This is a genomic window from Niastella sp. sgz303648 (genome assembly GCF_059587045.1).
Map to the genome: position 1 here is coordinate 217220 of NZ_JCAPSW010000005.1, position 26094 is coordinate 243313.

22 protein-coding genes are annotated in these 26094 nt (G+C 42.1%); 11 read left to right on the forward strand and 11 right to left on the reverse strand.

Annotation, left to right across the window (positions count from 1 at the left end; all coding sequences use genetic code 11):
• Positions 1–3: 3 nt before the first annotated feature.
• Positions 4–1503, reverse strand: coding sequence for a hypothetical protein (locus tag AC59IL_RS16510; RefSeq protein ID WP_496553269.1), 1500 nt, complete (start codon positions 1501–1503; stop codon positions 4–6).
• A 409-nt stretch (positions 1504–1912) separates the two neighbouring features.
• On the opposite strand from AC59IL_RS16510, the gene AC59IL_RS16515 reads away from it, so the two are divergent.
• From AC59IL_RS16515 to AC59IL_RS16525, 3 genes are all read left to right on the forward strand, one after another.
• A complete protein-coding gene (locus tag AC59IL_RS16515; protein ID WP_496553270.1) occupies positions 1913–3217 on the forward strand; it encodes an acetyl-CoA hydrolase/transferase family protein in 1305 nt (434 codons plus the stop codon).
• Between the two features lie 121 nt (positions 3218–3338).
• On the forward strand, positions 3339–3803 hold the full coding sequence (locus AC59IL_RS16520) for a GNAT family N-acetyltransferase (protein ID WP_496553271.1): 465 nt from the start codon (positions 3339–3341) through the stop codon (positions 3801–3803).
• A 162-nt stretch (positions 3804–3965) separates the two neighbouring features.
• Positions 3966–4853: an aspartyl protease family protein gene (locus tag AC59IL_RS16525; protein ID WP_496553272.1), complete on the forward strand. Its 888-nt coding sequence runs from the start codon at positions 3966–3968 to the stop codon at positions 4851–4853.
• Positions 4854–4945: 92 nt separating this feature from the next.
• Here the strand turns inward: AC59IL_RS16525 and AC59IL_RS16530 are convergent, their stop codons facing one another.
• Positions 4946–5488 carry a hypothetical protein gene (locus tag AC59IL_RS16530; RefSeq protein ID WP_496553273.1) on the reverse strand — a complete coding sequence of 181 codons (543 nt, stop codon included), beginning with the start codon at positions 5486–5488 and terminating at the stop codon, positions 4946–4948.
• 305 nt (positions 5489–5793) lie between these two features.
• The gene (locus AC59IL_RS16535) at positions 5794–7146 is read right to left on the reverse strand and encodes an alpha-L-fucosidase (RefSeq protein WP_496553274.1); all 1353 of its coding nucleotides are present in this window, start codon (positions 7144–7146) and stop codon (positions 5794–5796) included.
• Positions 7147–7321: 175 nt separating this feature from the next.
• On the opposite strand from AC59IL_RS16535, the gene AC59IL_RS16540 reads away from it, so the two are divergent.
• The 4 genes from AC59IL_RS16540 (at position 7322) to AC59IL_RS16555 (ending at position 11498) form a co-directional block, all read left to right on the forward strand.
• Positions 7322–8356 carry an LLM class flavin-dependent oxidoreductase gene (locus tag AC59IL_RS16540; protein ID WP_496553275.1) on the forward strand — a complete coding sequence of 345 codons (1035 nt, stop codon included), beginning with the start codon at positions 7322–7324 and terminating at the stop codon, positions 8354–8356.
• Positions 8357–8370: 14 nt separating this feature from the next.
• A complete protein-coding gene (locus tag AC59IL_RS16545) occupies positions 8371–9813 on the forward strand; it encodes an alpha/beta hydrolase family protein (RefSeq protein WP_496553276.1) in 1443 nt (480 codons plus the stop codon).
• A 128-nt stretch (positions 9814–9941) separates the two neighbouring features.
• Positions 9942–10799 (forward strand): helix-turn-helix domain-containing protein, encoded by an 858-nt coding sequence (locus AC59IL_RS16550; RefSeq protein WP_496553277.1) that lies wholly within the window; start codon positions 9942–9944, stop codon positions 10797–10799.
• 84 nt (positions 10800–10883) lie between these two features.
• Positions 10884–11498: a class I SAM-dependent methyltransferase gene (locus tag AC59IL_RS16555; protein ID WP_496553278.1), complete on the forward strand. Its 615-nt coding sequence runs from the start codon at positions 10884–10886 to the stop codon at positions 11496–11498.
• Positions 11499–11930: 432 nt separating this feature from the next.
• Here the strand turns inward: AC59IL_RS16555 and AC59IL_RS16560 are convergent, their stop codons facing one another.
• Positions 11931–12650, reverse strand: coding sequence for an acyl-CoA desaturase (locus AC59IL_RS16560; protein ID WP_496553279.1), 720 nt, complete (start codon positions 12648–12650; stop codon positions 11931–11933).
• 385 nt (positions 12651–13035) lie between these two features.
• Between AC59IL_RS16560 and AC59IL_RS16565 the strand changes: the two genes are divergently transcribed.
• Both AC59IL_RS16565 and AC59IL_RS16570 read left to right on the forward strand, forming a co-directional pair.
• Entirely contained in the window at positions 13036–13320 is a 285-nt protein-coding gene (locus AC59IL_RS16565) for a hypothetical protein (RefSeq protein ID WP_496553280.1), read from the forward strand.
• 39 nt (positions 13321–13359) lie between these two features.
• The gene (locus AC59IL_RS16570) at positions 13360–13611 is read left to right on the forward strand and encodes an RNA recognition motif domain-containing protein (protein ID WP_496553281.1); all 252 of its coding nucleotides are present in this window, start codon (positions 13360–13362) and stop codon (positions 13609–13611) included.
• Between the two features lie 5 nt (positions 13612–13616).
• Here the strand turns inward: AC59IL_RS16570 and AC59IL_RS16575 are convergent, their stop codons facing one another.
• Entirely contained in the window at positions 13617–13853 is a 237-nt protein-coding gene (locus AC59IL_RS16575; RefSeq protein WP_496553282.1) for an RNA recognition motif domain-containing protein, read from the reverse strand.
• A gap of 363 nt (positions 13854–14216) precedes the next feature.
• Between AC59IL_RS16575 and rbp the strand changes: the two genes are divergently transcribed.
• Positions 14217–14534: an RNA-binding regulator gene (gene rbp / locus AC59IL_RS16580; protein ID WP_496553283.1), complete on the forward strand. Its 318-nt coding sequence runs from the start codon at positions 14217–14219 to the stop codon at positions 14532–14534.
• Positions 14535–14657: 123 nt separating this feature from the next.
• Here the strand turns inward: rbp and AC59IL_RS16585 are convergent, their stop codons facing one another.
• The 3 genes from AC59IL_RS16585 to AC59IL_RS16595 all read right to left on the reverse strand — a co-directional run bounded on the left by AC59IL_RS16585 (position 14658) and on the right by AC59IL_RS16595 (position 19916).
• Positions 14658–17615 (reverse strand): glycoside hydrolase family 9 protein, encoded by a 2958-nt coding sequence (locus tag AC59IL_RS16585; RefSeq protein WP_496553284.1) that lies wholly within the window; start codon positions 17613–17615, stop codon positions 14658–14660.
• Between the two features lie 577 nt (positions 17616–18192).
• Complete coding sequence (locus AC59IL_RS16590; protein WP_496553285.1) at positions 18193–18897, reverse strand: LytR/AlgR family response regulator transcription factor; 705 nt, start codon at positions 18895–18897, stop codon at positions 18193–18195.
• A complete protein-coding gene (locus tag AC59IL_RS16595; protein ID WP_496553286.1) occupies positions 18897–19916 on the reverse strand; it encodes a sensor histidine kinase in 1020 nt (339 codons plus the stop codon). The genes AC59IL_RS16590 and AC59IL_RS16595 overlap by 1 nt, the downstream gene beginning before the upstream one ends.
• 175 nt (positions 19917–20091) lie before the next feature.
• Between AC59IL_RS16595 and AC59IL_RS16600 the strand changes: the two genes are divergently transcribed.
• A complete protein-coding gene (locus AC59IL_RS16600; protein ID WP_496553287.1) occupies positions 20092–21375 on the forward strand; it encodes a hypothetical protein in 1284 nt (427 codons plus the stop codon).
• Between the two features lie 77 nt (positions 21376–21452).
• On the opposite strand, the gene AC59IL_RS16605 is transcribed toward AC59IL_RS16600, so the two are convergent.
• The 3 genes from AC59IL_RS16605 to AC59IL_RS16615 all read right to left on the reverse strand — a co-directional run bounded on the left by AC59IL_RS16605 (position 21453) and on the right by AC59IL_RS16615 (position 26079).
• Positions 21453–22895 (reverse strand): cellulase family glycosylhydrolase, encoded by a 1443-nt coding sequence (locus tag AC59IL_RS16605; protein ID WP_496553288.1) that lies wholly within the window; start codon positions 22893–22895, stop codon positions 21453–21455.
• A 113-nt stretch (positions 22896–23008) separates the two neighbouring features.
• Positions 23009–24433: a hypothetical protein gene (locus AC59IL_RS16610; protein WP_496553289.1), complete on the reverse strand. Its 1425-nt coding sequence runs from the start codon at positions 24431–24433 to the stop codon at positions 23009–23011.
• A 53-nt stretch (positions 24434–24486) separates the two neighbouring features.
• Positions 24487–26079, reverse strand: a complete 1593-nt coding sequence (locus AC59IL_RS16615) for a RagB/SusD family nutrient uptake outer membrane protein (RefSeq protein ID WP_496553290.1) — start codon at positions 26077–26079, stop codon at positions 24487–24489.
• Positions 26080–26094 lie beyond the last annotated feature (15 nt).

Consider the following 26094-nt stretch of genomic DNA (forward strand, 5'->3'; position numbering starts at 1 on the left):
ATGTTATAATGTATATCCGATTCTGAATTTTACGGGTTGTGTTTGCGGCACCTGCTGATAGCTCAAAAAATCCCACAACAACTGCAGCTTCGTTTTCTTAAAGAATTTGCTTTTTACAGAGATGATTTTGCTCAGGCCAACGAGGCCGCTTTGGCTCCACGCATTAGCAGTCTCTACTCCCCCTCCACCGGAGGGGGCTGGGGGGAGGCCGGGTTGATAATTATATTCAAATCCCCCGCTTGCATAAAAACTTCCTTTGAGCTTCATATCCAAATAAGATCTTAACCCCATACCTTCATGGGTAATCGAAATATGCCTGACATCGCTACCCCACCCCATTTTGTAACTGGCACCAATGCCAATGGTTCCTTTATCGCTCAGCTTATAACCAACAGATAAACCGAAGTCGGTAGTAGTGGGAAAGAAATTTGATTTTGTTGTTTGTAAATTGGTGCCGTATTCGAGGCGCTGCCACAAAGTTTTTGTTCGTTGATTATTGGGTTTGAAACCGGCTATGTCGGCATCTCCTTTCCCCGCTCCGGTGGAGTTAATCAGTTTATCCTTCAACTGGCTCAGTTGTGCCTGTGCATTCTGTACATTTTGTTGCAGATAACCTGCACCTGCGCCACCACCGGCAGAAGAAAAAGCCGCCGCCCCAAAACGATCCATCAATTGCTGCTGCACCTGGTCTCTTGTTTGTAAACCGGCCAGGCTTTGCGACGCACCGTAATTATCAGGCAACCTGAATAAGCCTGACAGCTCGCTATGTTGTTGCATGAATTGGCTAAAAGCAGGCAGTTTATTCAACAGCGTCAATCCTTTTTGCACTAACCTGCCTGGGTCTTTCAGAGATTCTTTATACTCCTGTACCTGCTGATTATAATAATAAGCGTCTTTATTATAATCATCCACAGTGCCGGTTATACTTTTTGGTAAGGTGGTATACTTACTTAGTGCCTGCTTAATTTGTTGTTTACGTTGCTGAATAAATGCTTTCACCTCGTCGGTTTGCTGTAGTTTGTTTTGTAATGCATTTACTTCGCTCAGTGAAGATTGAATGTTGCCCTGCATGTCTTTTGCACCGGGCAATGTTATTTTGTTTTGATCAAGAAATGATAATGAAGATTTAACAGAATCTACATAGGGAAGGTACTCTCCTGCTGAATTTGATAGCTGCCGGGTACTGTCATTGAACCTGCTGATCAGTTGCGCATACTGTTGCTCACTATTGGCAAATAACTGCTGCGCAGCAGTTGAATCTATTTTAGATAATTTCCGTTGTAATTTTTTTTCGCGTTTGACCAACCGTTGAAGATACTTCTCTGTTTGTTTGGTTAACGCTTCATCAACGTGAGAATACTTTTGCTGAATTTTATTTACATACCGCGAAGGAAATGAAATGACCTTATCAAAGGTTGTGGGGGTGATTTGCGAACGGGCGGTTTGACTTATAATCAAACACAGGCCCATTGCTGCTTTTATTAAAAGCAGAGCCTTTCTCATGTGCTGGTTTTGGTATGTGATAAGTGTTGCAGAACTAAGTTAATTAAGTAAATCAATAACTGCTGAAGTTATTTTAGCAATACTCTAAATTTCATTGTTATTGGGTAAAATTGATTTCATGTTAGTAAACCGTAACGTAACATTCACCATATAGGATGACCGTAAAGCTGCATTTGTTTTATTAAAGTGTAACACAAACACTTACTATCGCCGTGCTTGTTGTGCAGCGCGCTTTATTATTTTGACCCATTCAATGCTGGCAAAACAGGCCTTGCACTCATCGTAGTTTTATGATTTACAGGGGTAGCAAAAGCCGGCAGAACTGATTTTTTTCACGCAGAAGGATGACGGCCATCAGGTAAAAACGCCCCCCTGTGTTGTAATCTTGTATCCTCAACTATATTGATTTATGAATGCAGGTAAATACCGTACGGCTGATGAGGCTGTTAAATTAATTCAATCGAACCAAAGAGTGTTTTTGCATGGCAGCGCCGCTACGCCCTTGCATCTGATTACCGCTTTGCAAAAACGCGCTCCTGAATTACGAAATGTTGAACTGGTTAGCATTACCATGCTGGGAGACTTTGATTTTGGCAAACCCGAATTCAAAAACAGCTTTTTTGTGAACTCTTTATTTGTTTCTGCCAGTGTGCGTGCCGTGGCCAACAGCGATCAGGGCGATTATGTTCCCATCTTTCTTAGCCAGATACCGCAACTGTTTAAAAGAAATATTTTACCGATAGATGTGGCTGTCATTCAGGTTTCGCCACCCGACCGGCATGGATTTGTGACGCTGGGCACATCTGTAGACATTGCCCGGTCGGCAGTTGACACAGCCAAAGTTATTATTGCGCAGGTAAACCCGCTGATGCCCCGCACACATGGCGATGGTTTTATACATATTGATCAGATAGATGTTCTGGTTGAACATGAAAGCCCCTTACCTGAAGTTGACTATTCATCGAAAGTAAGTAAGGCCATGGAACAGATTGGTAAAAATGTGGCTTCGTTAATTGAAGACGGCGCCACCCTGCAACTGGGCATAGGCAATATTCCCGACCAGGTACTTAAAAATTTAACGGGTCATAAAAACCTGGGTATTCATACCGAAATGCTGTCCGACGGAGTGATCCCTTTAATATACAGCGGTGTGATCAACAACAGTTGCAAAAAATTAAATGTTGGCCGTTCTGTAACAGGTTTTATGGCAGGTACACGAAAACTGTACGATTTTGTGAACGACAACCAGGCCATTCGCGTAATGGATATTGAATATACCAATGATACCAGTGTTATTCGTAAGAACCCCAAAGCAACTGCTATAAACAGCGCTATTGAAATTGATTTAACAGGTCAGATCTGTGCTGACTCCATGGGCACTTACCAGTATTCGGGCATTGGCGGACAAATGGACTTTATGCGCGGCGCTTCATTATCGGAAGATGGTAAGCCGATCATTGCCATGCCTTCTACCACATCGAAAGGATTGTCGCGCATTGTACCATTCTTAAAAGAAGGAGCCGGTGTTGTTACAACCCGCGGACATGTGCATTGGGTGGTAACTGAATTTGGCATTACCAATTTGTTTGGAAAAAATTTAAAGCAACGCGCCAAAGCGCTGATCGAACTGGCGCATCCCGATCACCGCGAAATGCTTGATCAGGCATTTTATGAAAGGTTTTACGGGTGCTCGCTTCGTAAAGCGGCCATTTAATAAAACAATTATGCTTTTTTCATAATAAAGGGTTCGAAAGGCTGAATTCGAACAAAACACCCGCTTGCTGGAACGGGTGTTTTATTTTATAATTATACTTGCGTAAACAAAACCTTATATTATGAATACTAATCTTACGTTCAGATTGGCAACAATAGATGATCTGGCCGATATTGTTCAGATGCTTGCAGACGATGTGCTGGGCGCCGGCAGAGAAAATTCAACAAACACACTTTCTGACAAATATTTAAAAGCATTCGGGAAAATCGAAAGTGATCCCAACCAGGAATTAACCATTGCTGAAATGAACGGCGAAAAAGTAGCAACGTTTCATTTAACTTTTATTCAATACCTCACATACGAAGGGGGATTGAGAGCACAAATTGAGGCTGTAAGAACAGGCTCAAAACATCGCGGCAAGGGAATTGGCACAAAAGTGTTTGATTATGCCATTAACAGGGCTAAGGAAAAAGGATGTCATTTAATACAACTTACTTCCGATAAAAAACGACCCGATGCCATTCGGTTTTACGAATCACTGGGCTTTATCGCATCACATGAAGGCATGAAATTGAAATTTTTGTAAAAAAATTTATTCGGAAAAAATCTAAAGCAACTCGTTAAAGCGCTGATCTAACTGGCGCATACAAATCACCGTTAAATCCCGATCAGGCATTTTATGAACGGTCGCTACTTAAAGCGGTTTCGTAAGAGCGATTTGCTATTTTCGCGGGCTAAACTCAACCTAATGAAAATAGCTACCTGTTTTGCATTCTTTCTTTTAGTTATATGTACTAATTCATTTTCACAAAGCACAACCGCTTCGATACCTTTTCAATTGCTGCCAGACGGCTATATTGTGGTAAAGGCAAAAGTTGAAGGTATTGAAGGAAACTTTATATTCGATACCGGCGCCGGCATGACTGTATTCACCAAAACCTTTTTTAATAAACTCAAATATAAAGTACAAAAAGACGGCGGTTATACCGCATTCAGGGCTACCGGAGAGCGGTTGGACATCGACCTGTTCGAGGTAAAAAATTTTGAGCTGGGCAACTATAAGCAACCCTTGCAGGAAGTAAGCTATTTTGATTTAGACCTCGGCACATTAGATGGTATTATATCCCTGAAACTACTGGAACAACAACCCTTTACCTTTGATTTTACAAAAAAAGAGCTTCGGTTTGAATCTCCCAAAACGGTTGCTGCGCTCAAAAAAAGCGGTTATGTAATTCCGGTTCAACCTGAACAATCGCGTGGAATATCATTGGATATTTTCGCCTATTTCAAATTAAATGATACACTCACTTTGCAAATGTCATTAGACAGCGGCGCCGGGAATGATGTGTTTAAATTCAATTCAAAATATTGCAAGCGTTTGGGTATAAATATTAATGATTCGAATACTGTGAAAAAATATGGAAGAAAAAGTGAGATGGATACTGCATTTGTTTCAACCACCTACAGCGCTACCCTGAAGAAACTGGCCGCTGCTGCCAGCCCCGCCATCAATATCAGCAATATTAAAGCGCAGTTTGTAGACGGGTTAATTTACGACGGAATAATGTACCTCAACTGGCTTGGATCGCAAATAACGATCGATCTGCCCGGCAAACAACTGGTTGTTCAAAAATGATTTAACCGAGGTCAATGGTGAATGGTGAATAGTCAATGGTGAATGAATACATGGGGGATGTATTGACCATTCACCATTGACCATTGACGTATTTATTCCAGCGTCACATTCACCGATACTCTTGTATCATCCATAAAAAGATTAAGCGCTTTTGGTTTTGCACCAGCGGGTATTTTGTATGTCCAGCTTTCTTCTTTTGAAGTAGCTTCGGGTTGTGCCCTCAGAAAATCAGTTCCCGAATCATGTGTAATCTTTGTTCCATTATCTAATTCCAGGCGCGAATCGGAATAAGAAACCGATACTGATTTGCTATTGCCTATTGTAGATTTGTTGGTAACAGTGAGTTTAAATGTAAGCTCAATGCCATTGTCTTTTCCATCGGGGTCACTTAATGCAATGGCAGTGGCGCCGGTTACTTTCACCAGAGCTTCCTTGGTTTTACCCAATATAGCTGAATCGGGTGTTACTATTACCTTATACTCTTTGGGCTGATTGGCAGGTGCTGATTTCTTTTCTTCACCGGAAGCAGATGTTTGTTGTGTTGAAGTTTCAGTTTCTCCTTCGGCTTTTTTCTTGTCTTTACAGGCTGCAAATGCCAGTAACGAAGCCATTAATAACAGGGGAATCTTTCTCATAATTAAATTTGAAGGTTTATGAATAATGCTGAACGCGAAACGCTTAATGCCGAACGCTTAACGCCGAACGCAAATCCAGTTTAGCTTTACGCGTTTTGCGTTAAGCGTTAAGCGTTTCGCGTTTTGCGCTAAGCATTTCGCATTTTGTGCAAATAAACTGCTTTTAATATATCTGAATGTTAGCCTGTGAAAAATACCTACTCACCTTGGTTGTTAGTTAACAAGCCGCCCATCAGACTGTACTTTTAGTCGCAGGTTTATCGATAATATTACATTTTATCCCTTATTTCCCGTGCCTTGTATATTTATACAGATTCAACTAATATTACTGTATCCGCACCATCAACCATTATACCTTCAGTTGAAATACTGATTCCAGTTTTTTGCTTTGTATATTTAACTGCAGTGTTTGTTCCCAGCACTTTCATCTGTTTGATCTTCATTTTTGCATCGGGCAATAAAATGGTATTGCCATCAGGCGCTTTGAACAGGTGTATATAAATGAACTTTCCCTTTTGAGTAGTTACACCCCAGGGTTGCGGAGTAAGCGGTCCGCCTCTTGTGCCATAAATACTCTCCCCATATTGCTGCAGCCATTTACCCGCTTCGGCCAGTGTATCGGTAAATTCGGGTTGAATAACGCCATTGGGCATAGGCCCTACATTCAATAACAAATTAGCATTGCGGCCTGCAGCGCCCACCAGCAATTGTATAACCTGCCTGGGCGATTTATAATTGCGGTCGGTAATATTGTATCCCCATGCACCATTGGTGGTTTCGCAGGTTTCGAGCGGCTCCGCTTCGGATGGTTTTTGAAAACTTAAACCCGACTTATTTTCACCGGGCAGGTCTCGTTCAAACATCTGAAAGTCTTCGCCGGGTATAGGCGACAAATGATGATTATTGCCGATCATACATTTCGGTTGCAGTTTATGAATCAGTTGATAGATCTCGTTATACTTCCAGTCAATTCGCGAACTGCGGTCGGCATCGCCTTCAGGATTGGTTTGGTCCCAATGACCATCGAACCAAATGCACATGATATCGCCGTAATTCGTAAGCAGTTCGGTCAATTGATTTTTCATGAACTGCAGGTACGAAGCATAATTGCTTTTGGCTGTTCGGCCGGTGCCTTTGCCGGTTCGACCCGTTTCCCAGGGATAATCGTTCCGGTACCAGTCGAGCAATGAATAATATAACCCTAATTTAATGCCCTGTTTACGGCATTCTTCCGACAACATTTTCAATACGTCTTTTCCATAAGGTGTATTGGTGATTTTCCAGTCAGATTGTTTGGTATCCCAGTTCGAAAAGCCATCGTGGTGGCGCGTAATGAAAACAATGTATTTCATGCCCGCATTTTTTGCGGTAGCCACCCATTTGGCAGCATCAAAATCAACCGGATTAAAAGCGCGAAGCAGGCGGGTATAATCTAGCACTTTAATATTCCGGTTGTTCATCACCCATTCGCCATCGGCCAGCACGCTCGATAATCCCCAGTGTATGAACATTCCGAATTTATCGTCCTGAAACTGATGACGGGCCTGTACATTTTCTGCGGCAGGCGTGTAGCCGGCGGTATCGTGTGAAACGCCCTGAGCATTCAAACAATTAATACCGGCGATAAAGCAGGCAATTATAATGATGGTTTGTTTCATGGTATGAATATAAGCGTTTAGCATACAAATCATAAAAACAAAACATGTTATGTTTGTAAAATCCGGAACAATATGGGGGGCCATCCGCCAGCCCATCATGGCCGGTATGAACAATTTTGCCCTACATTTGGTTATGTAGTGTACCATTTTGTAAAGAAAGGAGAATAATAAATATATGGAAATCGGCATTAGCACTTTTGTAGAACGCACACCCGATACGGCAACAGGGCAAACGGTTTCGCCGCACCAGCGCATGCGCGATCTGATGGAAGAAGTGGAACTGATGGACCAGGTTGGACTGGATGTTTTTGCAGTGGGCGAACACCATCGTCCTGATTTTGTGGCCTCATCCCCTGCCGTGATATTGGCCGCTGCAGCTGTAAAAACCAAAAACATAAAACTATCCAGCGCCGTAACCGTATTAAGTTCCGATGATCCGGTACGCGTGTTCCAGGATTTTGCCACGGTTGATCTGTTATCGGATGGCCGCGCCGAGATCATGGCCGGACGCGGATCTTTTATTGAATCATTCCCATTATTCGGCTATGACCTCGATGATTATGATGACTTGTTTGCCGAAAAGCTCGACCTGCTTATCAAATTAAATAAAAGTGAAAAGATTACCTGGAAAGGCAAACACCGCCCGGCGATCGACAACCGGGGTGTATACCCAAGGCCTTATCAATCTGAATTACCTATTTGGGTAGCAGTGGGCGGAACACCGCAATCGGTTATACGCGCCGCCACCTATGGTTTGCCGCTGGCCATGGCTATTATTGGTGGAAGTCCTGAACACTTTAAACCGCTGGCGCAGTTGTATAAAAGCACCTGGATAAAAGCAGGGCACGATGAAAGCAAAATACAATTGAGCGTTCATTCACATGGTTATATTGCCGACGCATCGCAACAGGCGGCCGATGAGTTTTATCCATCTTACCAATATGTAATGACACAGCTGGGCAAAGAACGCGGATGGCAGCCATTAACACGTGAGCAGTATGAAGGATTGCGTTCAAAGAAAGGCGCTTTGCTGGTGGGCAGTGTGCAGGAAGTAACTGAAAAAATATTGTATGAACAGGAGCTATTCGGCCTCACCCGTTTTTTATTACACATCAGTGTAGGTACTATGCCGCATAAGCAGGTAATGCGATCGATTGAATTGCTTGGAACCAAAGTTGCACCCGAAGTAAGAAAACATCTTGCCAAATAATCATCAGTTGGAGTATGATAAAAACCGTACAAATTATTGGTCTGGTTACAGCAGCCCTATACACGCATGCCTGCGCCAATAATAATCAGCAGGTACCTGTTGCCAATAACAACAATAAAGATACCATACAGGAATCCCGCGCCGTTGTGCGGGATTCATTCCCAACGGGGAAAATTATCGATACCGTAGTTTGTACAGGCGATCCTTCGCAATCCTATGCGCTATATATTCCTTCACATTATATTCCGGCAAAGAGTAATAAACAACCGCTGGCTGTTGTATATTTTTTTGATCCGCATGCCAGCGGGTCACTACCTGTACGAAAATATAAAGCACTGGCAGACGCCTTTGGTTTTATTTTGATCGGCAGCAATAATTCGAAGAACGGCAACAACTGGCAACAGGCCGAAACCATTTGGCAAACATTATATGATGATACCAAAAAGCGTTTGCCCATCAGTGACAGCCGTGTATATACAGGTGGTTTTTCGGGCGGCGCCAAAGTAGCCGGTTATGTGGCATTGCATCATTCAGAAATAAAAGGTGTTATTGCCAACGGGGCAGGATTGCCCGACCAAACACCTGCAGGCAATTTTAGTTTCACTTTTACCGCCATCACCGGTGAAGGTGATATGAATATGACCGACCTGGTTGCTATAACAAACGATTTTGATAAAACGCAAACAAGGCACCGCATACTTTTTTTCAATGGCAAACACGAATGGGCGCCTGAAAAAACGATGAGCACAGCGTTTGCTGCACTGCAACTGGATGCCATGGCGCAACACCTCATTTCCAAAGACGATGCTTTTATCAGTCAATTCATTTCCAAAAGCAAACAAACGATTGCTGATTATGAAAAGGCGAACAAACCGGCAAAAGCAGCTATGGAGTGTACTATAGCCATCAGTTTGCTTAACGGGTTAGCCAATGAAACAAACTGGTTTCAGCAAAAGCTAACATCAATAACCGGCACTGCCGCATATAAGCAGCAATCACTCGCACAACAGCAATTGCTTGCAACCGAGCAGCAGATCAAGAGGCAGTACATGCAGCAGTTTCAGCAGGGCGATATGAATTACTGGACGAAAACCATCGGCGGTCTGTATGCAAAAGCAAACCCCGCCACTGCCGAAGGCGCCATGTACCAGCGACTGCTGGCCTGGTTGTCGCTGGCATTTTATTCGTTCAGCAATCAGCTTATAAATGCAAATCAAAATAATGATGCCCGGTACACGGTTGAGCTGTACAAACTGGCCGACCCAACCAATAGCGAAGCCTGGTATTTTTCTGCCATACTGAATGCCCGTAATAATGATGCAGCAGCCACAGAAAAAGATTTGATGAAGGCCGTTGAAAACGGTTTTAACGATAAAGGCCGCTTACAGCAACAACCCGAATTTCAAAGCCTGCAGGGCCAGATTGCCTGGAATAAAATTGTAGCCGGAATGAAATGAATTTATCGACATTAACAAAGTATCCATCTTTCCCATCGAAGGCGCCCGAAGCGAAGAACATGTGTTGAATGCGATGCCGGAGGTAAAGAACAAGATTTTATCGAATAATACAGGAACATGACCACAACATGAAAACGATTCCTATCAGACGTATCGGGGCAACTACCCAGGAGCCTGATTTTTCTAAAAACTTCAGCATACGTGATATCAGGGAACTTCTTGCCGGGAAAGATATGGTGCAGCCACTTCACCGGCATGATTTCTTTTTTATGCTTGCTTTGAAAAAAGCAAAAGGCCATCATGAAATAGACTTTACCCCATACAAAGTTGATGACAAAACCATTTTCTTTTTGCGGCCCGGGCAGGTTCATCAACTCACGTTGAGAGCCGGAAGCACGGGATATCTTATTGAGTTTACAAAAGAGTTTTATCATCCGCACGACAAAGTGCCGGCTCAACTATTACACAAAGCAGGTAATATGAACTATTATCAGCCTAATGCGGCGGTGTTCAAAAAATCAGATGCTTTATTGACCAATATTTTTCAGGAGTATAGTGGCAAACAGGAAATGCATGAGGAGGCGATAAAAGCAAACCTCAGTATTTTATTTATTGAACTGATGCGGCTGCACAAACAAAATGCTGTAGGCGCTGTTAACCTGTATACACAGGAACGCCTTTCAGCCTTACTGATGCTTTTGGAAACGCATATAACTACTCATAAACAGGTGTCGGATTATGCACAACTGCTGAACCTTTCGCCCTGGCAATTGAATGCCATCACAAAGGAAACGCTGGGCAAAACCTGTTCAGCATTAATTATTGAACATATTATTCTGGAAGCCAAAAGACATCTCCTTGCAACATCCAACCAAATAACCCTGATAGCTTATCACCTGGGTTACGAAGATGTATCCTACTTCATCAGGTTCTTTAAAAAGCATACCGGCTATTCGCCCGAAGCGTTTAGGAATAACTTCAGATAAGTACTGTTAAACTACATTTTTGTGCTATCGGAACCACTGCTTCAGCAACTACCTTTGATGTAAATTAAAAATACATCAAATACTATGGATCAAGCCTGGGATGAAAGATATAAAGACACCGAATTTGCCTACGGCAAAGAGCCAAATCTGTTTTTTAAAGAATGGCTTCCAAAATTTGAACCCGGCTCAATATTGATGCCGGCCGATGGAGAAGGGCGCAATGGCGTATTTGCCGCATTACGTGGGTGGAAAGTAACCTCATTTGATTTAAGTGCCGAAGGAAAGTCGAAAGCATTACAACTTGCCAAAGAAAACGGGATTGCGCTTGAATATATTGTCGGCGATTTTGAACAACTGCAATTTGAAAAGGAAAGTTTCGATGCTATCGGACTTATATATGCCCATTTTCCGGCAAACATGAAATCAAAATTTCACCAAAAGTTACATGAATACCTCAAACCCGGCGGCATTATTATACTGGAAGCCTTTAGTAAAAGCCATTTGCCATTGGTGAAGCAAAATCCTAAAGTCGGCGGCCCTAAAGAAATTGATATGCTATACTCAAAAGAAGAGATCACAACCGATTTTAAAAATTATGAAGTAATGCTGTTGGAAGAAGAAGAAATTCAGTTACACGAAGGAAAATACCATAATGGCAAAGGCGCTGTCATCAGGTTTGCAGGAAGAAAGCCACATTGAAAATGAAAAAATCCCGCCTTATTTGACGGGATTTTAGTTTATCACTCTGTGCAATGCACGAGGTTGATGACACCTCTGTGATTACTGAACGCTGCAAAGCATCTTTGCAGTGCTGCAAAAATGCGCTGCAACAAACATAGCCGTTTTGCATGCTGTTTTGCCGTTATTGTAAGCTATTTCGGGGGACTATGTAAGCTATTCGCGGAGCTGTGTAATCTATTTTGAAAACCTTTGTAACTTATTTGCCGTGTATGTAAGCTATCGGCAGGCTGATGTAAGCTATTTTAATAATAATTATTGCTACAAAGCTTCTTTGTATGCAAACAAAGTTCCGGTGCATTATTCTAACACCGGCCGGGGTTAAACAAACCTGCTTTGCAGCCATGCAACAAAGCTTTGTATACTACCCCCACTCCATATGGTATTCTGTTGCTAATATTTTATGATACGGCTCCATGCCAATAAACGGATAATGGGATATACCGGGTCTATTTCATGCCAGCGTTTACCAAAATTTACTGCAGAAGGACGTTTATGGTGGTTATTATGATACGATTCTCCCAACATCAGAATGTCTATATAAAACAAATTTTGAGAAGTATTCCTTAATCTGAAATTGATATATCCATACTTATGTGCAAACCAGTTAATGATTGCACCATGAAAGGCGCCCATGGCCAATACTACGGGCAGCAATAACAATAACCAAAAGGTTGAAGCAAAATACACAAATATAGCACCATAACCAACCGCCCAAAGAGTTCTCGATACGGTAGAATGTGCCCATTTGTCGAATGCCGGCCAATCGGGAAGATTCTTGGTAAAACGCTCTTCTACCTCAATGGTTCCTTTAAAAATTCCAGCGTATATGGTACGTGTGCGCCACATCATACTAAATATATTATTGGAGTATTTCGGCGAATGAGGATCTTTTTCAGTATCTGTATATGCATGATGCATACGATGCATAATGGCATACGCGCGCGGACTCATATAAGACGAACCCTGAGCGAGGTAAGTGAAAATGTAAAATACCCGCTCCCAGAATTTGTTCATGGTAAAAGCGCTATGTGCCGCGTATCTGTGCTGGAAAAATGTTTGAAAAAACAAAGACGAATACCATAGGGCTACGAAGAAAAACAATAAAAACATAATAATATTTTGATTGAAAAAGAATAGAAAATGCAGAAAGCTGAAAATTTACAAAGCCACTTTAAATGAGGGAATGAAGTGGAAAAGGAAAGAAACCTATTTCGGTACGTTCTATTATTGAGCAATATATGAATTATAATGTTAACAAAACGACAATGCGAAGCAAACAACTAATATACAAGCAATGTAAAGCGTGATTGGTATACCAAAAGAAGACTTAATTAATGACTGCAAACGTTTAAACCACAGACAGATAGTAATTTATGAATAAAAAGGCCTATCTTTAAATAAATAGCAGTTGAAAGGTGTTTCTGCAACGTAGCTCACCTTAATAATTTCTTCTCTTCTTCTATCTTTTTTAACTGCTGTTTAAATTAATATTTGTATGTTATTCTTAAAAGAACATCTTCAAAACGATCACTATAACTGGATAACTAAAATTAATCACTCGGTGTATACAAGTGACCCCGACCGCCGTTTTTTCGATCGTAGCAATGGCAACCAGGTTTTGTTCATTATAAATTATTTTGGTAAATCGCTGGGAAAATTATCCCTGCGCGATGGACATAGAATTGAAGAACTCATCACTACCCAACTGCCGCAGGATACAAAAAGCGAATTGTCGGTCTTTAACTGGCTACGGGGTGTATATCTGTACTACGGGAATTAAATAATTCGAAATAAATTTTAATCATTAAAATCTAATGTCATGAACATACAGGTTTACAATCTTGGTAGAAATATAAGTGATACAGATTTGAGAAAATTGTTTGGTGCCTATGGTGTTGTTAATTCGGCTGAAGTAACACGCGACAAATTAAACGGACGGTCTAAAGGAAATGGCGTTATTGAAATGCCTGTTGAACACGAAGCCAGGCAAGCCATTGCTTCTCTTGACCAGATGATGATAGACGGAAAGAAAATATCAGTGAGCGAATTGAATTTACCTCCAAAATGGTAGTTGCGTTACCTCAGAGCCTCAGACACCTCTATGTAAAAGTTCATAAACTTCATAGTATTCAACCCATTAATAGCCGATGTACCTGAATTAATGTCCATTTCAACATAGCCATATCCCAGCGAATGACCTGTTACCTTGTCGGCCACAATCCTTGCAGACTTTACCAATCCAAATTGAAAGAAAAGATTTGACAAATGAGAAGTAGTTGTCATGAGATTTAAATTACCAATTAAAATATGCATAAATTATTTTTAATAATACAGGTATGACTCAGTGAAGAATACGAATAAAAGCGGTTAAACGGCAGGGAGAATTAATAAATGGCTATCAAGATACCTAAATAAGACCGGTAAATCTAATTTTGTTTCGAATTGCAAAAGAAAGTTTTGCATTATAATGTTAAATAGTGTTAAACCAGTAAGTTAGCCCCCTATAAAATAGTTTAATTGTCTGTATCCTTTTAAAACCCTATCTTTAATTACAATTGAGTTGTACATCTTAAAGTAATAGAAACGATCTTTTGCTAACTTTTCCTTCTGTAAACTTTCGCTTTTTCTACTTTTTGTGAGTGCTCAGTTCATTAATCACATTTTAATTTTTAAGAAATGAATTTGTACGTTTCTAATTTAGGTTTTCATGTAAGTGATGACGACCTGATGAATTTATTTACGGCTTATGGTAATGTTACTTCAGCCAAAGTAATAACAGACAGAGAAACCGGCAAATCGCGCGGTTTTGGCTTTGTTGAAATGCCGGTGGATGAGGAAGGTAAAAAAGCTATGAAAGGACTGGAAGGAAAAGAAATCGAAGGAAGAACGATTTCTGTATCGGTTGCAAGACCGAAAACAGACAGAGGTGGTGGTGGTTCTTTCGGCGGCGGCGGCGGTAACCGCGGCGGTGGCAACCGTGGCTCCAGATGGTAAACATATTATAGTTGTATACAAAAGCCACCCTGATTTAACCGGGGTGGCTTTTTTATTGGCTACAATATAAAAATCCCGCCTTCGGCCGGAAGGCGGGATAAGTAATATCTGTTTTAATCAGATTTATTCTGAGATGATCAGTTTGGTCGTCATAATTTTCCTATTGCCCTTAGCCACCGTAATATGGTAAACACCGGTTGCTATGGATGTATTAATACGTATCGGATCTTTAACATTTACTTCTTTCCTGAACACGATCTTACCATAAAGATCGGCAATGATCACCGTGGCATTCGTAATAGTTTGATCTTCCAAACGAATGGCAAAGTTGCGCTGTTTAACAGGATTGGGATAAACCACTCCCCCATTCATTTCGGCAGTTGTGCCGGTTGTAACATTCAGACTTGTAGTAAGGGCGTTGGTTCCGGCTGCCTCAAAGTGCGACCAGGGGTACAAACCTACATAATGAATGTTATAATTTCCATTCACTCTGGCAGGCATGCTGTTCGACCATTTGTTGGTATAGTCTACTCCATTGATCTCAACCAGACTCATATTCCACGAATTTACATATGAAATGTTTCCTGAGATTACATAACAAAATTCACCCGCACTGTCTTTTTTAAATGGAAGTGAAACAACCGTAGGATTACTACAATTGCCCTGATTGGGTGTTTGTGTAAAGCCTGCTGTTACCGAAACGTTGGCGTTCACGGTTACCGTTACGGGGTTTGTGGTGCCGCTTACACTGCCGCTCCAGCCGCTAAACTGGTATCCGGTTGCTGGTGTAGCAGTAAGGGTTACCTGTGTACCCGCTGAATAAGTACCTCCTGCAGGGTTTAACGTAATGGTTCCCGAGCCTGTTACTGCCGTAGTAATTGTGTATTGTACCGGTGCAACTACATGGGTTACAGTAATGGCTGAAGAAGCTGTAAAGTTACCATCGGCAGTAGTAGCGGTGATGGTAGCCGAACCTGCTGCCAGCGCTGTAACAACACCTGTGCTGCTTACTGATGCAACAGCCGGTGCGTTTGAACTCCAGTTTACTGTTTTATTAGTAGCATTGGCTGGGGTTACAGTGGCGGTAAGCTGCGATGTTTCGTTGATCTGTAAAGTGTCGGCAGCCGGACTTACACTTACTCCGGTAACACGTATCACTTCACCGGCGGTTGGCGTGCTGCCATAAACAAGTACACCATCTACATACAAAGGAATAGTAGCAACTTCTTTAAGTGTTCCGTCGACACCTTTTGATGACCAGTCGTTCGATGGGTTCCAGGCCGAAGCGCTGGCTTCATAAGGAAGACGGATACGTATCTGCGATTCTTTTCTCGACTCCCCTTGTCCGCCGGGCCATATCTTAATGGAAGGATTAAACGTTACTTCGGTATAATAGATATTGTTTGCTGCATCCCAGGCCATCAGCTGCGTGAAAGTAACATCTGCATTATTAGATGAAACTACATAGTTTGATGGTGTGTATCCGGCCGCTACTCCTTCTGATATATCGATAAATAACCGGAAGGCATGTTTCGATGCAATGCGCGCCGGCCAGGCTGTATGATTGTTTACCCAAACACTCCATTCGGTATATGTATTTCCGCTGCCGTTCAGTTTTGCTTCGATCAAAAATTCACCGGTAGGCGTTTCAGCAACCGGAAAATTGGCCAAAGACGTTCCTCCATAATCTTCCACCAATCCGGCAAGTAAACCCGAAAATGCCGCATTATAATCGGTGGCTACTTCGTTGTTCACATAGTTGCCGCGATCGTCGGTATAGGCATCATTATTTCCGGGGCCGCCTACGAGAGCGCCATATAAAGTATGTCGTGATTCGGTTGGAGGGCCGGTGAGGTTATTTGACCAGCATCCATGCGCTGTGCGATGGTGTGGTTTTGTTGGCGGATTATTGCCAAAGCCGCACACATAACTGCTGTTGCGCGGGTTATTGCCCAATGCATAGTTCATTTGCGCCACTGCAAAGTTTTTATACTTTGTTCCTTTGGCGGTGGTAGTAGCAGCATCCTGATAATACCTGGCCAGAAATCCTGTATTGATGGCATACCTTAACGCGCCCCATGTATCCAGAAAAGCCAAACCGCCTGGCGTGTACGTAATGCGTTGCCCATTGTAGCCATCTGTCCAGTAATCAAGGTGACGCTCCATATCTTCTTTATACTGCGCTTTTCCGGTGAGCTTTGCCAGCAGGGCATAACATCCGAACGATTTGTCGTCCCACGCAAGTCCCCATTTATACGACTTGATAGTGCTTTGAGGCTCCGACGACAGATTTGCATAATAGGTTTCGGCTTTGGTTAACCAGGTAGTGTTGCCGGTAGCACGGTACAACCATATGGCGCCCCATACCAGTTCATCATTATAACCGCTGTATGAGTTGTAATAGCCGGCAGCATCTGTAATGGAGCTGGAATATTTGCCACGATACGTGTCTGCAAAATTGTACAGCTCTATAGCATGATTTAATAAGGTAGCACTGTAGGTTGGATCATCCGTTTTAAATACCATACTGGCAGCGGCCATAGCTGCGGCGGTTTCAGCAGCGAGATCAGAACCAGGATGAGTGGCGTCGATCTTATAAGCGGGGCGACTCATGGCCATCACTTCCGATGATCCCCACCAGGCATGATCGGTACCGCCATTGCCTACCTGACCATATAATTCGTTGGGTGCAGTATGACAACGAATAAAATAATCATTTACAAAACGCAGGTTGCTTTTCAGGTATTTCATTTGTCCTGAAGCGTTATAACCGGCAGCAAAATCAATACCACCCCAGGCCAGCATGGTGGCCGAAAAAGCCATGGGAAAACCAAATTTAACGTGGTCGCCTGCATCGTACCAGCCGCCTGTAAGATTCTGTCCTACATCGCTGCCATCGTTCATGGCAGAGTTGGCACGCCAGGTTACGCGGTTATCGGCCGGTAATTGGCCCGAACGCTGAGCTTCATAAAAGAACATTGATTTTTGTAAAACTTCTGCATAATTGAATGTTTGTGCAAAGGTGTTGTTCAGGAAAGCAAATAGGATAAAGGTAGCTATCACGCTACATTTTTTTGTCATGATTTTAAATGTTTAATATAACAAAATAGGATTCACATATGACAGTATTTAATAAGTGCTTTATTAATTCATCGTTTTGTTGTATGAATTAAGATAGCAGCAGCAATAAGAGATCGCTGATTAGTAAAACAAGTGAGTTTGGGGAGAGAATAATCCTTTAAATGAGAGTAGGTAAATCAGTTTCATAAGGAGTGGTTTAATTTTTAAAATTTCAGTTAACGTAAATATTAGTCAGCATATAGATAAGGAACAAATGATCCTTATTATCTATATAAATTTAAAATACTATTAAATTACGGTTGTGGGATTAAAGTGCTACAGGCAGTGGGCGTATACGTGATAATATTCCTATGAAGGTTAACACAACAAATTTAGTGCAAAAAAACCTTGAGAGGCCCGTATTGCTAAACTTTTTTTACACATAAAGGAAAGATTACCAAAACGCCATGATCATCGGCAGATTTTATAGAAAAGAGTTATATTTTTCGGAAAGCGTTATTTTCAAACTCCGCCTGTGCAACACCGGGCGGAGTTGTTTTTATAAACTAAAATGAATGCCGGTAGCAACCGGAGAAAGCTATCTGCCAAACGCATTAACTATCTGAAGCACTGCCGCTCTGTTTGACCGGCTTACCGGCAAACTGTATCCTGCAACATGAACCTGGTGACTATCGATAGCAGTTATATGATTTGTGGCTACTATGTACGATTTATGGATCTTTAAAAACCCGTTCTCCGGAAGCCTGTCTTCAATTGCTTTAAGACTCGAATAAACAATGTATTTTCTGTTTGATGTAAAGATGTTAATATAATTCAGCATGGCCTCGATATAGAAAATATCCTTAATCATAATTTTTTCGAAGCGATGATCGCATTTAACATATAAGAAATCGGGCCGGTCGCTGATCGACTTTATTGTTTGGGAACCGCTAACCTTTGCCAGCGCTTTTTGTGCTGCCTTAGAAAAACGTTCAAATGTTACCGGTTTCATTAAGTAATCGGTAACCTCCAGCTCAAAGCCTTCAACAGCATATTCAGGGAAAGCAGTTATAAATATCACCTGCTGAAAAATGGGCTGGCTCTTTAAAAACTCAATGCCGGTCATTTGAGGCATTTGAATATCCAGAAAGATCAGGTCAACCAGCTCCCTTTGCAAAACTTCACCGGCAATAGCAGGATTCCGTACAGCGCCAACCAGTTTAAGAAATGGTACTTTTTCAACATAGCCTTCAACTTGTTTCCTGGCAAGCGGTTCATCATCTACAATTAAACAATTAAGCATTATTTCAATATTAGCGTTAAGTTTATAATGTATTTGTTATTGCTGATCTCCTCATTGAGTTGATAGTTACTTCTGTAAAGCAGTTCAAGACGCTTTTTTACATTAATGATCCCGATCCCTTTATTCACATTGCTCTCCTTTTGACGACTCATAACATCAAAAGTATTGGTACAATTAAACTTCAGTTCGCCGTTAACAAATTGAATATCGGCTTTTATACTATTTTCCTGATTGTCAAAATCCGAAACGTACTTAAATGCGTTCTCTACAAATGGTATGAGCAATAAAGGTGCAATGAGTAATTTTTCATAATCTCCTTCAATAAAAAGCTCTGCACTACAATTATCGTTACGAATGCGTTGCAGGTTAAAGTAATTTGTAAGATAAGCGAGCTCTTTCGTTACCGGAATAAAATCAACATTGCATTCATAAAGCTGGTAGCGCAATAGATCTGCAATGGATACTAACGTTCCTTTTGCACTGGCCGGGTCTGTTTCCAATTGGGTATATAAATTATTCAGGGAATTAAACAGAAAATGCGGATTGAGCTGGGCTTTCAGGTAAGTGAGCTCGGCCTGCGATTTTTCTTTTTCTATAACTTCCATTTTTCGTCCTATTTCGAACCTGTCGATAGCCAGTTTTACAAAGCAACCTGCCAGTACACCTATCAGGGCAATAAAAAAACGATTGTATTGTAAATCTGTATAAGTCCATGAAAAAGAAAAATTAATCGGTACCAGCATATGTTGTAATAATACGCCCATGACCCATGAAAAAATTCCGGCTAACAGTGCTGTTAGCAGCACCGATAACAGGATCAGCTTTCCGATGCTTTTACGCTTCAGGTAATCAGGTATGATATACAAATAAATGATATAAAAGGCGCAAATGATAAGCCCCACATCCATGGCCGAAAAGTAAATTCTGTTCGTCACATTACTTACATAAAAATTCACTACCCGGTTCCACATCAAAAAGAAAACAATCCAGATAAAAAAATGCAGCAAAAACTTACGCATGAATTAATTTATACAAATCGCCTGTAAACAAGCGTCTTTTTATAGCAACGGTTATTTTTCCGGGACGAATGACCAAATCATTTTTCTTTCGTGCACCTGTGGTATAAAATTTCATGCAGCTGATATAATAACGATCAGCCATATCGGTAATACCCCGACCTTGCAAAAAAAGAATATGAGAAAACTCATTGCTGCGCCCTTCTGCTGGTTTGTATTTGTTTGCCACGCACAAACTATGGATACAACACAGGTAGCTGCCTCTTATTTCAATGAAGCTGCTACCGCCAGCCGAAATCAGCATATATGGCCCGAACAGGTATATGGCCCCACCTTGTTTGTTGATCCTGTTACAAGAATAACCTATGCCAATATGCCCGATAGCGCTCAAATACTGAAACCCGATGGTGGTATTTATAAAGGCATTTTTCCGAAAGAGGTAATGCTCGCCAATACATCCATCAACTGGCAGGGTCAAAAGTGGTCGGTTATATTGTGGCCTTTACCTGCCAATCGTGATGAGCGTTTAAGCCTTATGCTTCATGAATGTTTTCACCGCATACAGAATAAGCTTGGATTTCCTGATCGAAGCCCAACGGTTGACCATTTAAGCAGCTTATACGGAAGAATTTATTTTTTGCTCGAGCTACAGGCTTTAAAAGCAGCTTTAAGCAAACCCGCCGGCGAGCGTAGCACCGATTTAACCAATGCCTTACTTTTCAGGGCAAAGCGGCGCGAACTTTTCCCCGCCACATTTACAAACGAAAGGTTATTGGAAATGAGTGAAGGCCTTGCAGAATACACAGGAGTAATACTTGGCAGGCAGCAGGATAGCATCCGGCAGCATTTATATCAGCAAATTGACTCTGCCGCGGCACGCAAATCTTTGATCCGCTCAGCTGCTTATATCACCGGACCAGTTTATGGCTATTTGTTATACGAAAAATCGCCGGGCTGGACGCTGAAAGTTGATTCCAATTCAGATTTCCCGGTGCTGATTACAAAATATTATCACCTCCATTTGCCAACGCAACAAACGAATGAAGCAATGGCCATGCTTGAAAAAAAATACGACCACAACGACATAATTGCGTTGGAAAAAATAAAAGAAGAAAAGCGCCGGCAAACCGCCAATCAATACATTAACCTTTTTACACGGCAGCCGGTTTTAACCATCACCCTCATAAAAATGAGTATGGTTTTTAATCCCAATACCTTATTTGATCTGGGCGATCATGGAACTGTTTACCCCACTGCGGAAGTAAAAGATACCTGGGGGCAGTTATCCGTAACAGGTACCGGCCTGCTTATGAAAGACTGGAAAGTAATTACCCTGGCTGCCGAAGGTATAAATAGCAACGACCGGGTAATTGAAGGCAAGGGCTGGAAATTACAGTTAAATGAGCATTGGGAAATGGTTAAAACGGATGAACTTCATTTCAATATCGTTAATAAAAATTGAGTGAGCGAAATCATAGAATTAAAAAGGCTTTAAGTGCAACGACTTAAAGCCTTTTTAATTATTGAAAATAACAGTAATTACTGCGCGCCCTGTATCAATGCATCCAATGCCGTTTGATCGAATACTGTATTGTTTGTTCTGTTGAAAATACCACTACCCTTATCGGCAAGCGATCCTTCATCCCAGTAGAATGGAAGAATGCCATTTGCCTTTGCCTGTTTGGTAACATACTTCAGATAATAGGCCCTTGAAGCAAGGTGAAGCGTCAATGCATCGCCTGTAAGTGTAGTGCGCCGCATCGCTGCATATTCACCCATTACCACCGGAATTCCTTTGTCGACAAACTTTGTTTTCATCATGGCCATGTATTTGTCTACATCACTTTCTTCGCCCCAGGTTGGGTTGCGTGTGGGATCGGTAGTGGAATGATTGCCTGCCCCCCAATAGTAGAACATATTACCCCATGATGCATCTGTGGTCATCAAACAAAATTGATAAGGTGTATAGTAATGAACCTCAACCATCATACGATTGGCCATATAATCTGTAGGCAGCGTATTCATCAGGGTGTTTGTTTTATCAAAGTCGGTCGAAGGCCCCTGCACCACCAGCACGCGGTATGTGTTGTGACCTCCCGTAGCTCTTACGGTATTGATAAACGTTTGATGATACGAAAGCAGTACACCCATTCCAGTTGCATCACTAACATTGGGTTCGTTGGCGCTGGCAAACAACAAATGCTCATCGAAATCGCGCATGGTAAGAGCAATTTGTTTCCAGAATGCTTTCTGTTTTGCATTAACCGCATCCTGTTTGGCGGTTGTACAGTTTTCTTCAAGCCATCCGCCATCCCAATGGATGTTGAGAATAGCATACATACCATTGTCAACACAGTACTGCACCACTTCCTTAACGCGGTTCAGCCAATCGGTTTTCAGTGTAGTACCGCCCGAGGCTGTTACATATTGGTCCCATGAGCAGGGAATGCGCACCGCATTAAATCCACTTGCCTTAACCAGGTCGATCAGAGCTTTGGTCACCTTGGGATTGCCCCAGGCCGTTTCGCCTCCAATGGCTTCAAGGGTATTTCCGATATTCCACCCCAGTTTGATTTTGGCAGCCAGTTGAACGGCATTGCTGCTCATACCGGTTGCATCGGCCGGAATGCTGTCTGCATTTACACTCCCTAATTGCCTTACTTTAATCTCTTTCGAAAGGCCTCCTGCTGTTACAGCAATCACTACAGAACGTTCGCTTGTACCTGTGTTTGACTGCACATTGAAAGAGATCTTTCCATTGCCATCTGTTGATGATGCAGTAGCTGTAAACCAGGTTGCTGAATTACTGAAGGTCCATTTTGTGTTACTGGAAACAGTTACCTCTGATGTGCCACCCGCAGCAGCAAACAATTCTTCCGATGAAGAAACAGATAGCGTGGGTGTAACCGTAGCATCCTTTTTATTACAGGACGACGCCACGAGTATAATCGAAAGAATTGCTAAATACTTAAATAGTTTCACAGAGTCTTATTTTTTATTTACTGATTTTGAGATTTTGGGATTTTTAGATTTAAAGGCAATTATAAAGCTAAAGAAATCTCAAAATCCCAAAATCGCGAAATCTCAACATTCGTTTAGGGTGTAATATAATGGAACGAAAGCCATTCATCTTTACCCGCATCGTAGCTGGTGCCAAACCATACTCCTTTTGTTCTGTAATCGGTTGGCCATCCTTTCACCACTTTGAGCGTAGTTGCTGTCGGGTTCATCCAGCTTGATGAATTCTGCAACAATGTATTGCCAACAAGATTAACTATATTCTTTGATTCATCAATGGTGAATGTACCTGTGGTAAGTGTTCCGTTTTGGAAGCGGGAATAATTTTGTCCGTTGATATTATCGAAACGGATCCATGCGCCATTCACTGCATTATCCCATGTATCGTTCCAGCCCCAGGTGCTGGAGGAGCTCTTGCTGGTCGTCCATCCATTACCTTTTGCAATCCAGTCAACCGGATTGCCGTTTACATCGACGGTCCAGAAGCGGCCGGGGGATGTTGTTCCGCCGGTAAGCATAGTCAATAATTCGCCGGCAGCAAATGTTGGATTAAATCCATCATCGGGCTTTTTAACCGCTGGTGGCGGAGGAACCCAGTTGTCGCTATATTGCTTGGAGATATAATTCAAAACTGCATATTCTGGTTTTGATTTATTCTTTACAGCCAATTGCATAGTATTCTCAGTTAACGTAAGCACCTTCACACTATATATATTGCCGGCATCACCAGGCGTAAAGGCTACGCCTAAAATAGTAGCGTTACTTGTTGTAAGCGCTAAAGTGTTTATATCGAAAAAGTAAGTACCGGATTCCGTTGTAACACCACCTACTCCCTTATGATCAGTTGTTAAAAACGGACCGCCTTTCAAACTAAAGGTCATAAAACCATAATCCCTTTTATCTGCAACCCAGGTATCATTCAGGTAATTGGGCTCATATTTCCAACAATACGGATCGGTATTATCTGAGCACTGCGGCCAGATAACACTTTGACCATCGGCTGCTTTTGTACTGTTAACATTATCCTGACCGGTAAAGTAAGCAGGACTGGTAAAGAATTTCTGATCACCTGCTGCATCGGCATCCAAAAGCCATGTTTTTTCTTTTCCCGGCCCGCCGGTAAGCAGTACCCACAGTGGATCGTTTACATAATTGAGATTATCCTTTGTAACGTGGATGGTAATTGGATCCAGTTCCACCAATCCTCCACCCGTAACAGCAGAACGTTTGATTATGTAATCGCCCTGGAATGCATAATGAACAGTATCTACCCGTCGTATTGATTTACCGGTGCTGTAATCCCAAACCGGTTCTACCGCGTCGGTATGATTAATTAAGTAAACAGTATTGCCACCGGCATCAACAGTGAGGTCCTGTTTTACTTCCATGTTGATCTCCGACTTATCGGGTGTGCCCGACAAACTGTAATCTTTCTTTTTGCAGGAAAGTACAGTAAATACCGCTATAAATAATAACAGCGCTATTTGTTTAATAAGTTTCATCTGTATGTATTTTAGATGTTGTTAATGTTTTTCAAATAAGCCCACCGGCTTCATTACCATCCTGCATTTTGCTTCAATACATTATTCGACAAAGTGATTTGTGAATTGGGTATTTGCACCAGGCCTTTTGTTTCGGTGATCTTCGATGCCAGAATGGTTTTAGTTGTATTCACGCCACCATTTTGTAGCGTCACCGATTCGGCAATGGTTGATGCAGCAACGCTCACTCCCTGACGAAGCAAATCCCAGTAACGAATTCCTTCCCCTGCGAACTCAAGTCTTCTTTCATTCATAATATTTGCCTGACTTACCGCAGTTTGAACGAAGTTGCTTCCAAAAGCCCTTTTGCGTACATTATCAAAGTACGTTTGTGCATTGGGTGAACCTAATTCAGCAGCCATTAACAATACATCTGCATAACGGATAGAAACGTAATCCTGAAACTGGCTGATCTGGAAGCTTACACCGCCCATTTTTTCGGCCAGGCTTTTTCCTGCAGAATCAGCCATTGGCGTGTATTTTTTCATGTAATAGCCTGTATATTCCCGCTGATCTTTTTTGTTCTGGAAATCGAGTCCTTCATCAGCTATAGAAATAATGGAAGCTTTTTTGCGGGTATCATTGGCATCGTACGCATTCCAGAGTTTTGCATTCACCGTTCCGGCTCCCCAGCCCATTCCGTAGGGGTAAATACTTTGAATACGAATACCGTACATTACCAGCCAGTTATTGCCATCGGCATTGCCATTCCAATCGCTTGTGTAAGTATATTTGATGCCGAAAACAGTTTCTTTGTTATCTTCCCCTGCATAATTTTTGAGCGATGCAGCAGGCCATAAATTGGCAAATTTCTCAACCAGGTCAAAACCTCCATTGCTGATCACATCTTCGAGATAAGCCAACGCCTGTGATTTTGAAACAGCGCCCGCTAAATCTGATTTGCTGTAGTAACCGGTGTAGTATAGGTATACACGGCCTAACAATGCTTCGGCAGCCCATTTGGTTACCCGTCCATGTGTATTTGGATCCTGTGAGCCATAACCTGTAGCCGGAAGATTAGCGGCTGCAAACTTCAGGTCATCGGCAATAAATTTATACACACTGTCGGGGCTGGCCTGTGGCACATTATCTGTTGTTGGTTTGGCGATCAGCGGAACATTGCCCCACAAACGCGCCATATCAAAATAGCAGAAGGCGCGTATAAATCGTGTTTCAGATTCATATACATTGCGCAAACTTTCACTGCCTTTCCAGTCAACCTGGTCAATATGCGACAACAACATGTTGGCACGGTATATAGCTTTGTAATAATTGTTCCATGAGTCACCGAACATGCTTTGATCAGCCGGCGAGCGGAGTTTATCGAACTCATCCATCATCTGGTAACCCAATCCATCTGAATTACCGGTGCCGCCAAATGCGTTATCGCTCATTATTTCGGCCGCAACCGGCAAAGCAATACCTGATGACCATACACGCTGTAATCCATCGTACACCCCTACTAATGCTTTGTAAGCATCAGATGGTGTTTTGTAAAAATTCTCCTCAGTAGCAGATGTTACATTCTCTGTATCGAGAAAGCTTTTACTGCACGCTGCCAGCGACAACAAAGCGATGGCTGCTATATATAATTTTAATTTTTTCATTGTCATTCCGGTTTT

Bases quoted from the DNA above. Each gene is read 5' to 3' on its own strand.
- AC59IL_RS16510 (WP_496553269.1), bottom strand. From the start codon at position 1,503: ATGAGAAAGGCTCTGCTTTTAATAAAAGCAGCAATGGGCCTGTGTTTG.
- AC59IL_RS16515 (WP_496553270.1), top strand. From the start codon at position 1,913: ATGAATGCAGGTAAATACCGTACGGCTGATGAGGCTGTTAAATTAATT.
- AC59IL_RS16520 (WP_496553271.1), top strand. From the start codon at position 3,339: ATGAATACTAATCTTACGTTCAGATTGGCAACAATAGATGATCTGGCC.
- AC59IL_RS16525 (WP_496553272.1), top strand. From the start codon at position 3,966: ATGAAAATAGCTACCTGTTTTGCATTCTTTCTTTTAGTTATATGTACT.
- AC59IL_RS16530 (WP_496553273.1), bottom strand. From the start codon at position 5,488: ATGAGAAAGATTCCCCTGTTATTAATGGCTTCGTTACTGGCATTTGCA.
- AC59IL_RS16535 (WP_496553274.1), bottom strand. From the start codon at position 7,146: ATGAAACAAACCATCATTATAATTGCCTGCTTTATCGCCGGTATTAAT.
- AC59IL_RS16540 (WP_496553275.1), top strand. From the start codon at position 7,322: ATGGAAATCGGCATTAGCACTTTTGTAGAACGCACACCCGATACGGCA.
- AC59IL_RS16545 (WP_496553276.1), top strand. From the start codon at position 8,371: ATGATAAAAACCGTACAAATTATTGGTCTGGTTACAGCAGCCCTATAC.
- AC59IL_RS16550 (WP_496553277.1), top strand. From the start codon at position 9,942: ATGAAAACGATTCCTATCAGACGTATCGGGGCAACTACCCAGGAGCCT.
- AC59IL_RS16555 (WP_496553278.1), top strand. From the start codon at position 10,884: ATGGATCAAGCCTGGGATGAAAGATATAAAGACACCGAATTTGCCTAC.
- AC59IL_RS16560 (WP_496553279.1), bottom strand. From the start codon at position 12,650: ATGTTTTTATTGTTTTTCTTCGTAGCCCTATGGTATTCGTCTTTGTTT.
- AC59IL_RS16565 (WP_496553280.1), top strand. From the start codon at position 13,036: ATGTTATTCTTAAAAGAACATCTTCAAAACGATCACTATAACTGGATA.
- AC59IL_RS16570 (WP_496553281.1), top strand. From the start codon at position 13,360: ATGAACATACAGGTTTACAATCTTGGTAGAAATATAAGTGATACAGAT.
- AC59IL_RS16575 (WP_496553282.1), bottom strand. From the start codon at position 13,853: ATGCATATTTTAATTGGTAATTTAAATCTCATGACAACTACTTCTCAT.
- rbp (WP_496553283.1), top strand. From the start codon at position 14,217: ATGAATTTGTACGTTTCTAATTTAGGTTTTCATGTAAGTGATGACGAC.
- AC59IL_RS16585 (WP_496553284.1), bottom strand. From the start codon at position 17,615: ATGACAAAAAAATGTAGCGTGATAGCTACCTTTATCCTATTTGCTTTC.
- AC59IL_RS16590 (WP_496553285.1), bottom strand. From the start codon at position 18,897: ATGCTTAATTGTTTAATTGTAGATGATGAACCGCTTGCCAGGAAACAA.
- AC59IL_RS16595 (WP_496553286.1), bottom strand. From the start codon at position 19,916: ATGCGTAAGTTTTTGCTGCATTTTTTTATCTGGATTGTTTTCTTTTTG.
- AC59IL_RS16600 (WP_496553287.1), top strand. From the start codon at position 20,092: ATGAGAAAACTCATTGCTGCGCCCTTCTGCTGGTTTGTATTTGTTTGC.
- AC59IL_RS16610 (WP_496553289.1), bottom strand. From the start codon at position 24,433: ATGAAACTTATTAAACAAATAGCGCTGTTATTATTTATAGCGGTATTT.
- AC59IL_RS16615 (WP_496553290.1), bottom strand. From the start codon at position 26,079: ATGAAAAAATTAAAATTATATATAGCAGCCATCGCTTTGTTGTCGCTG.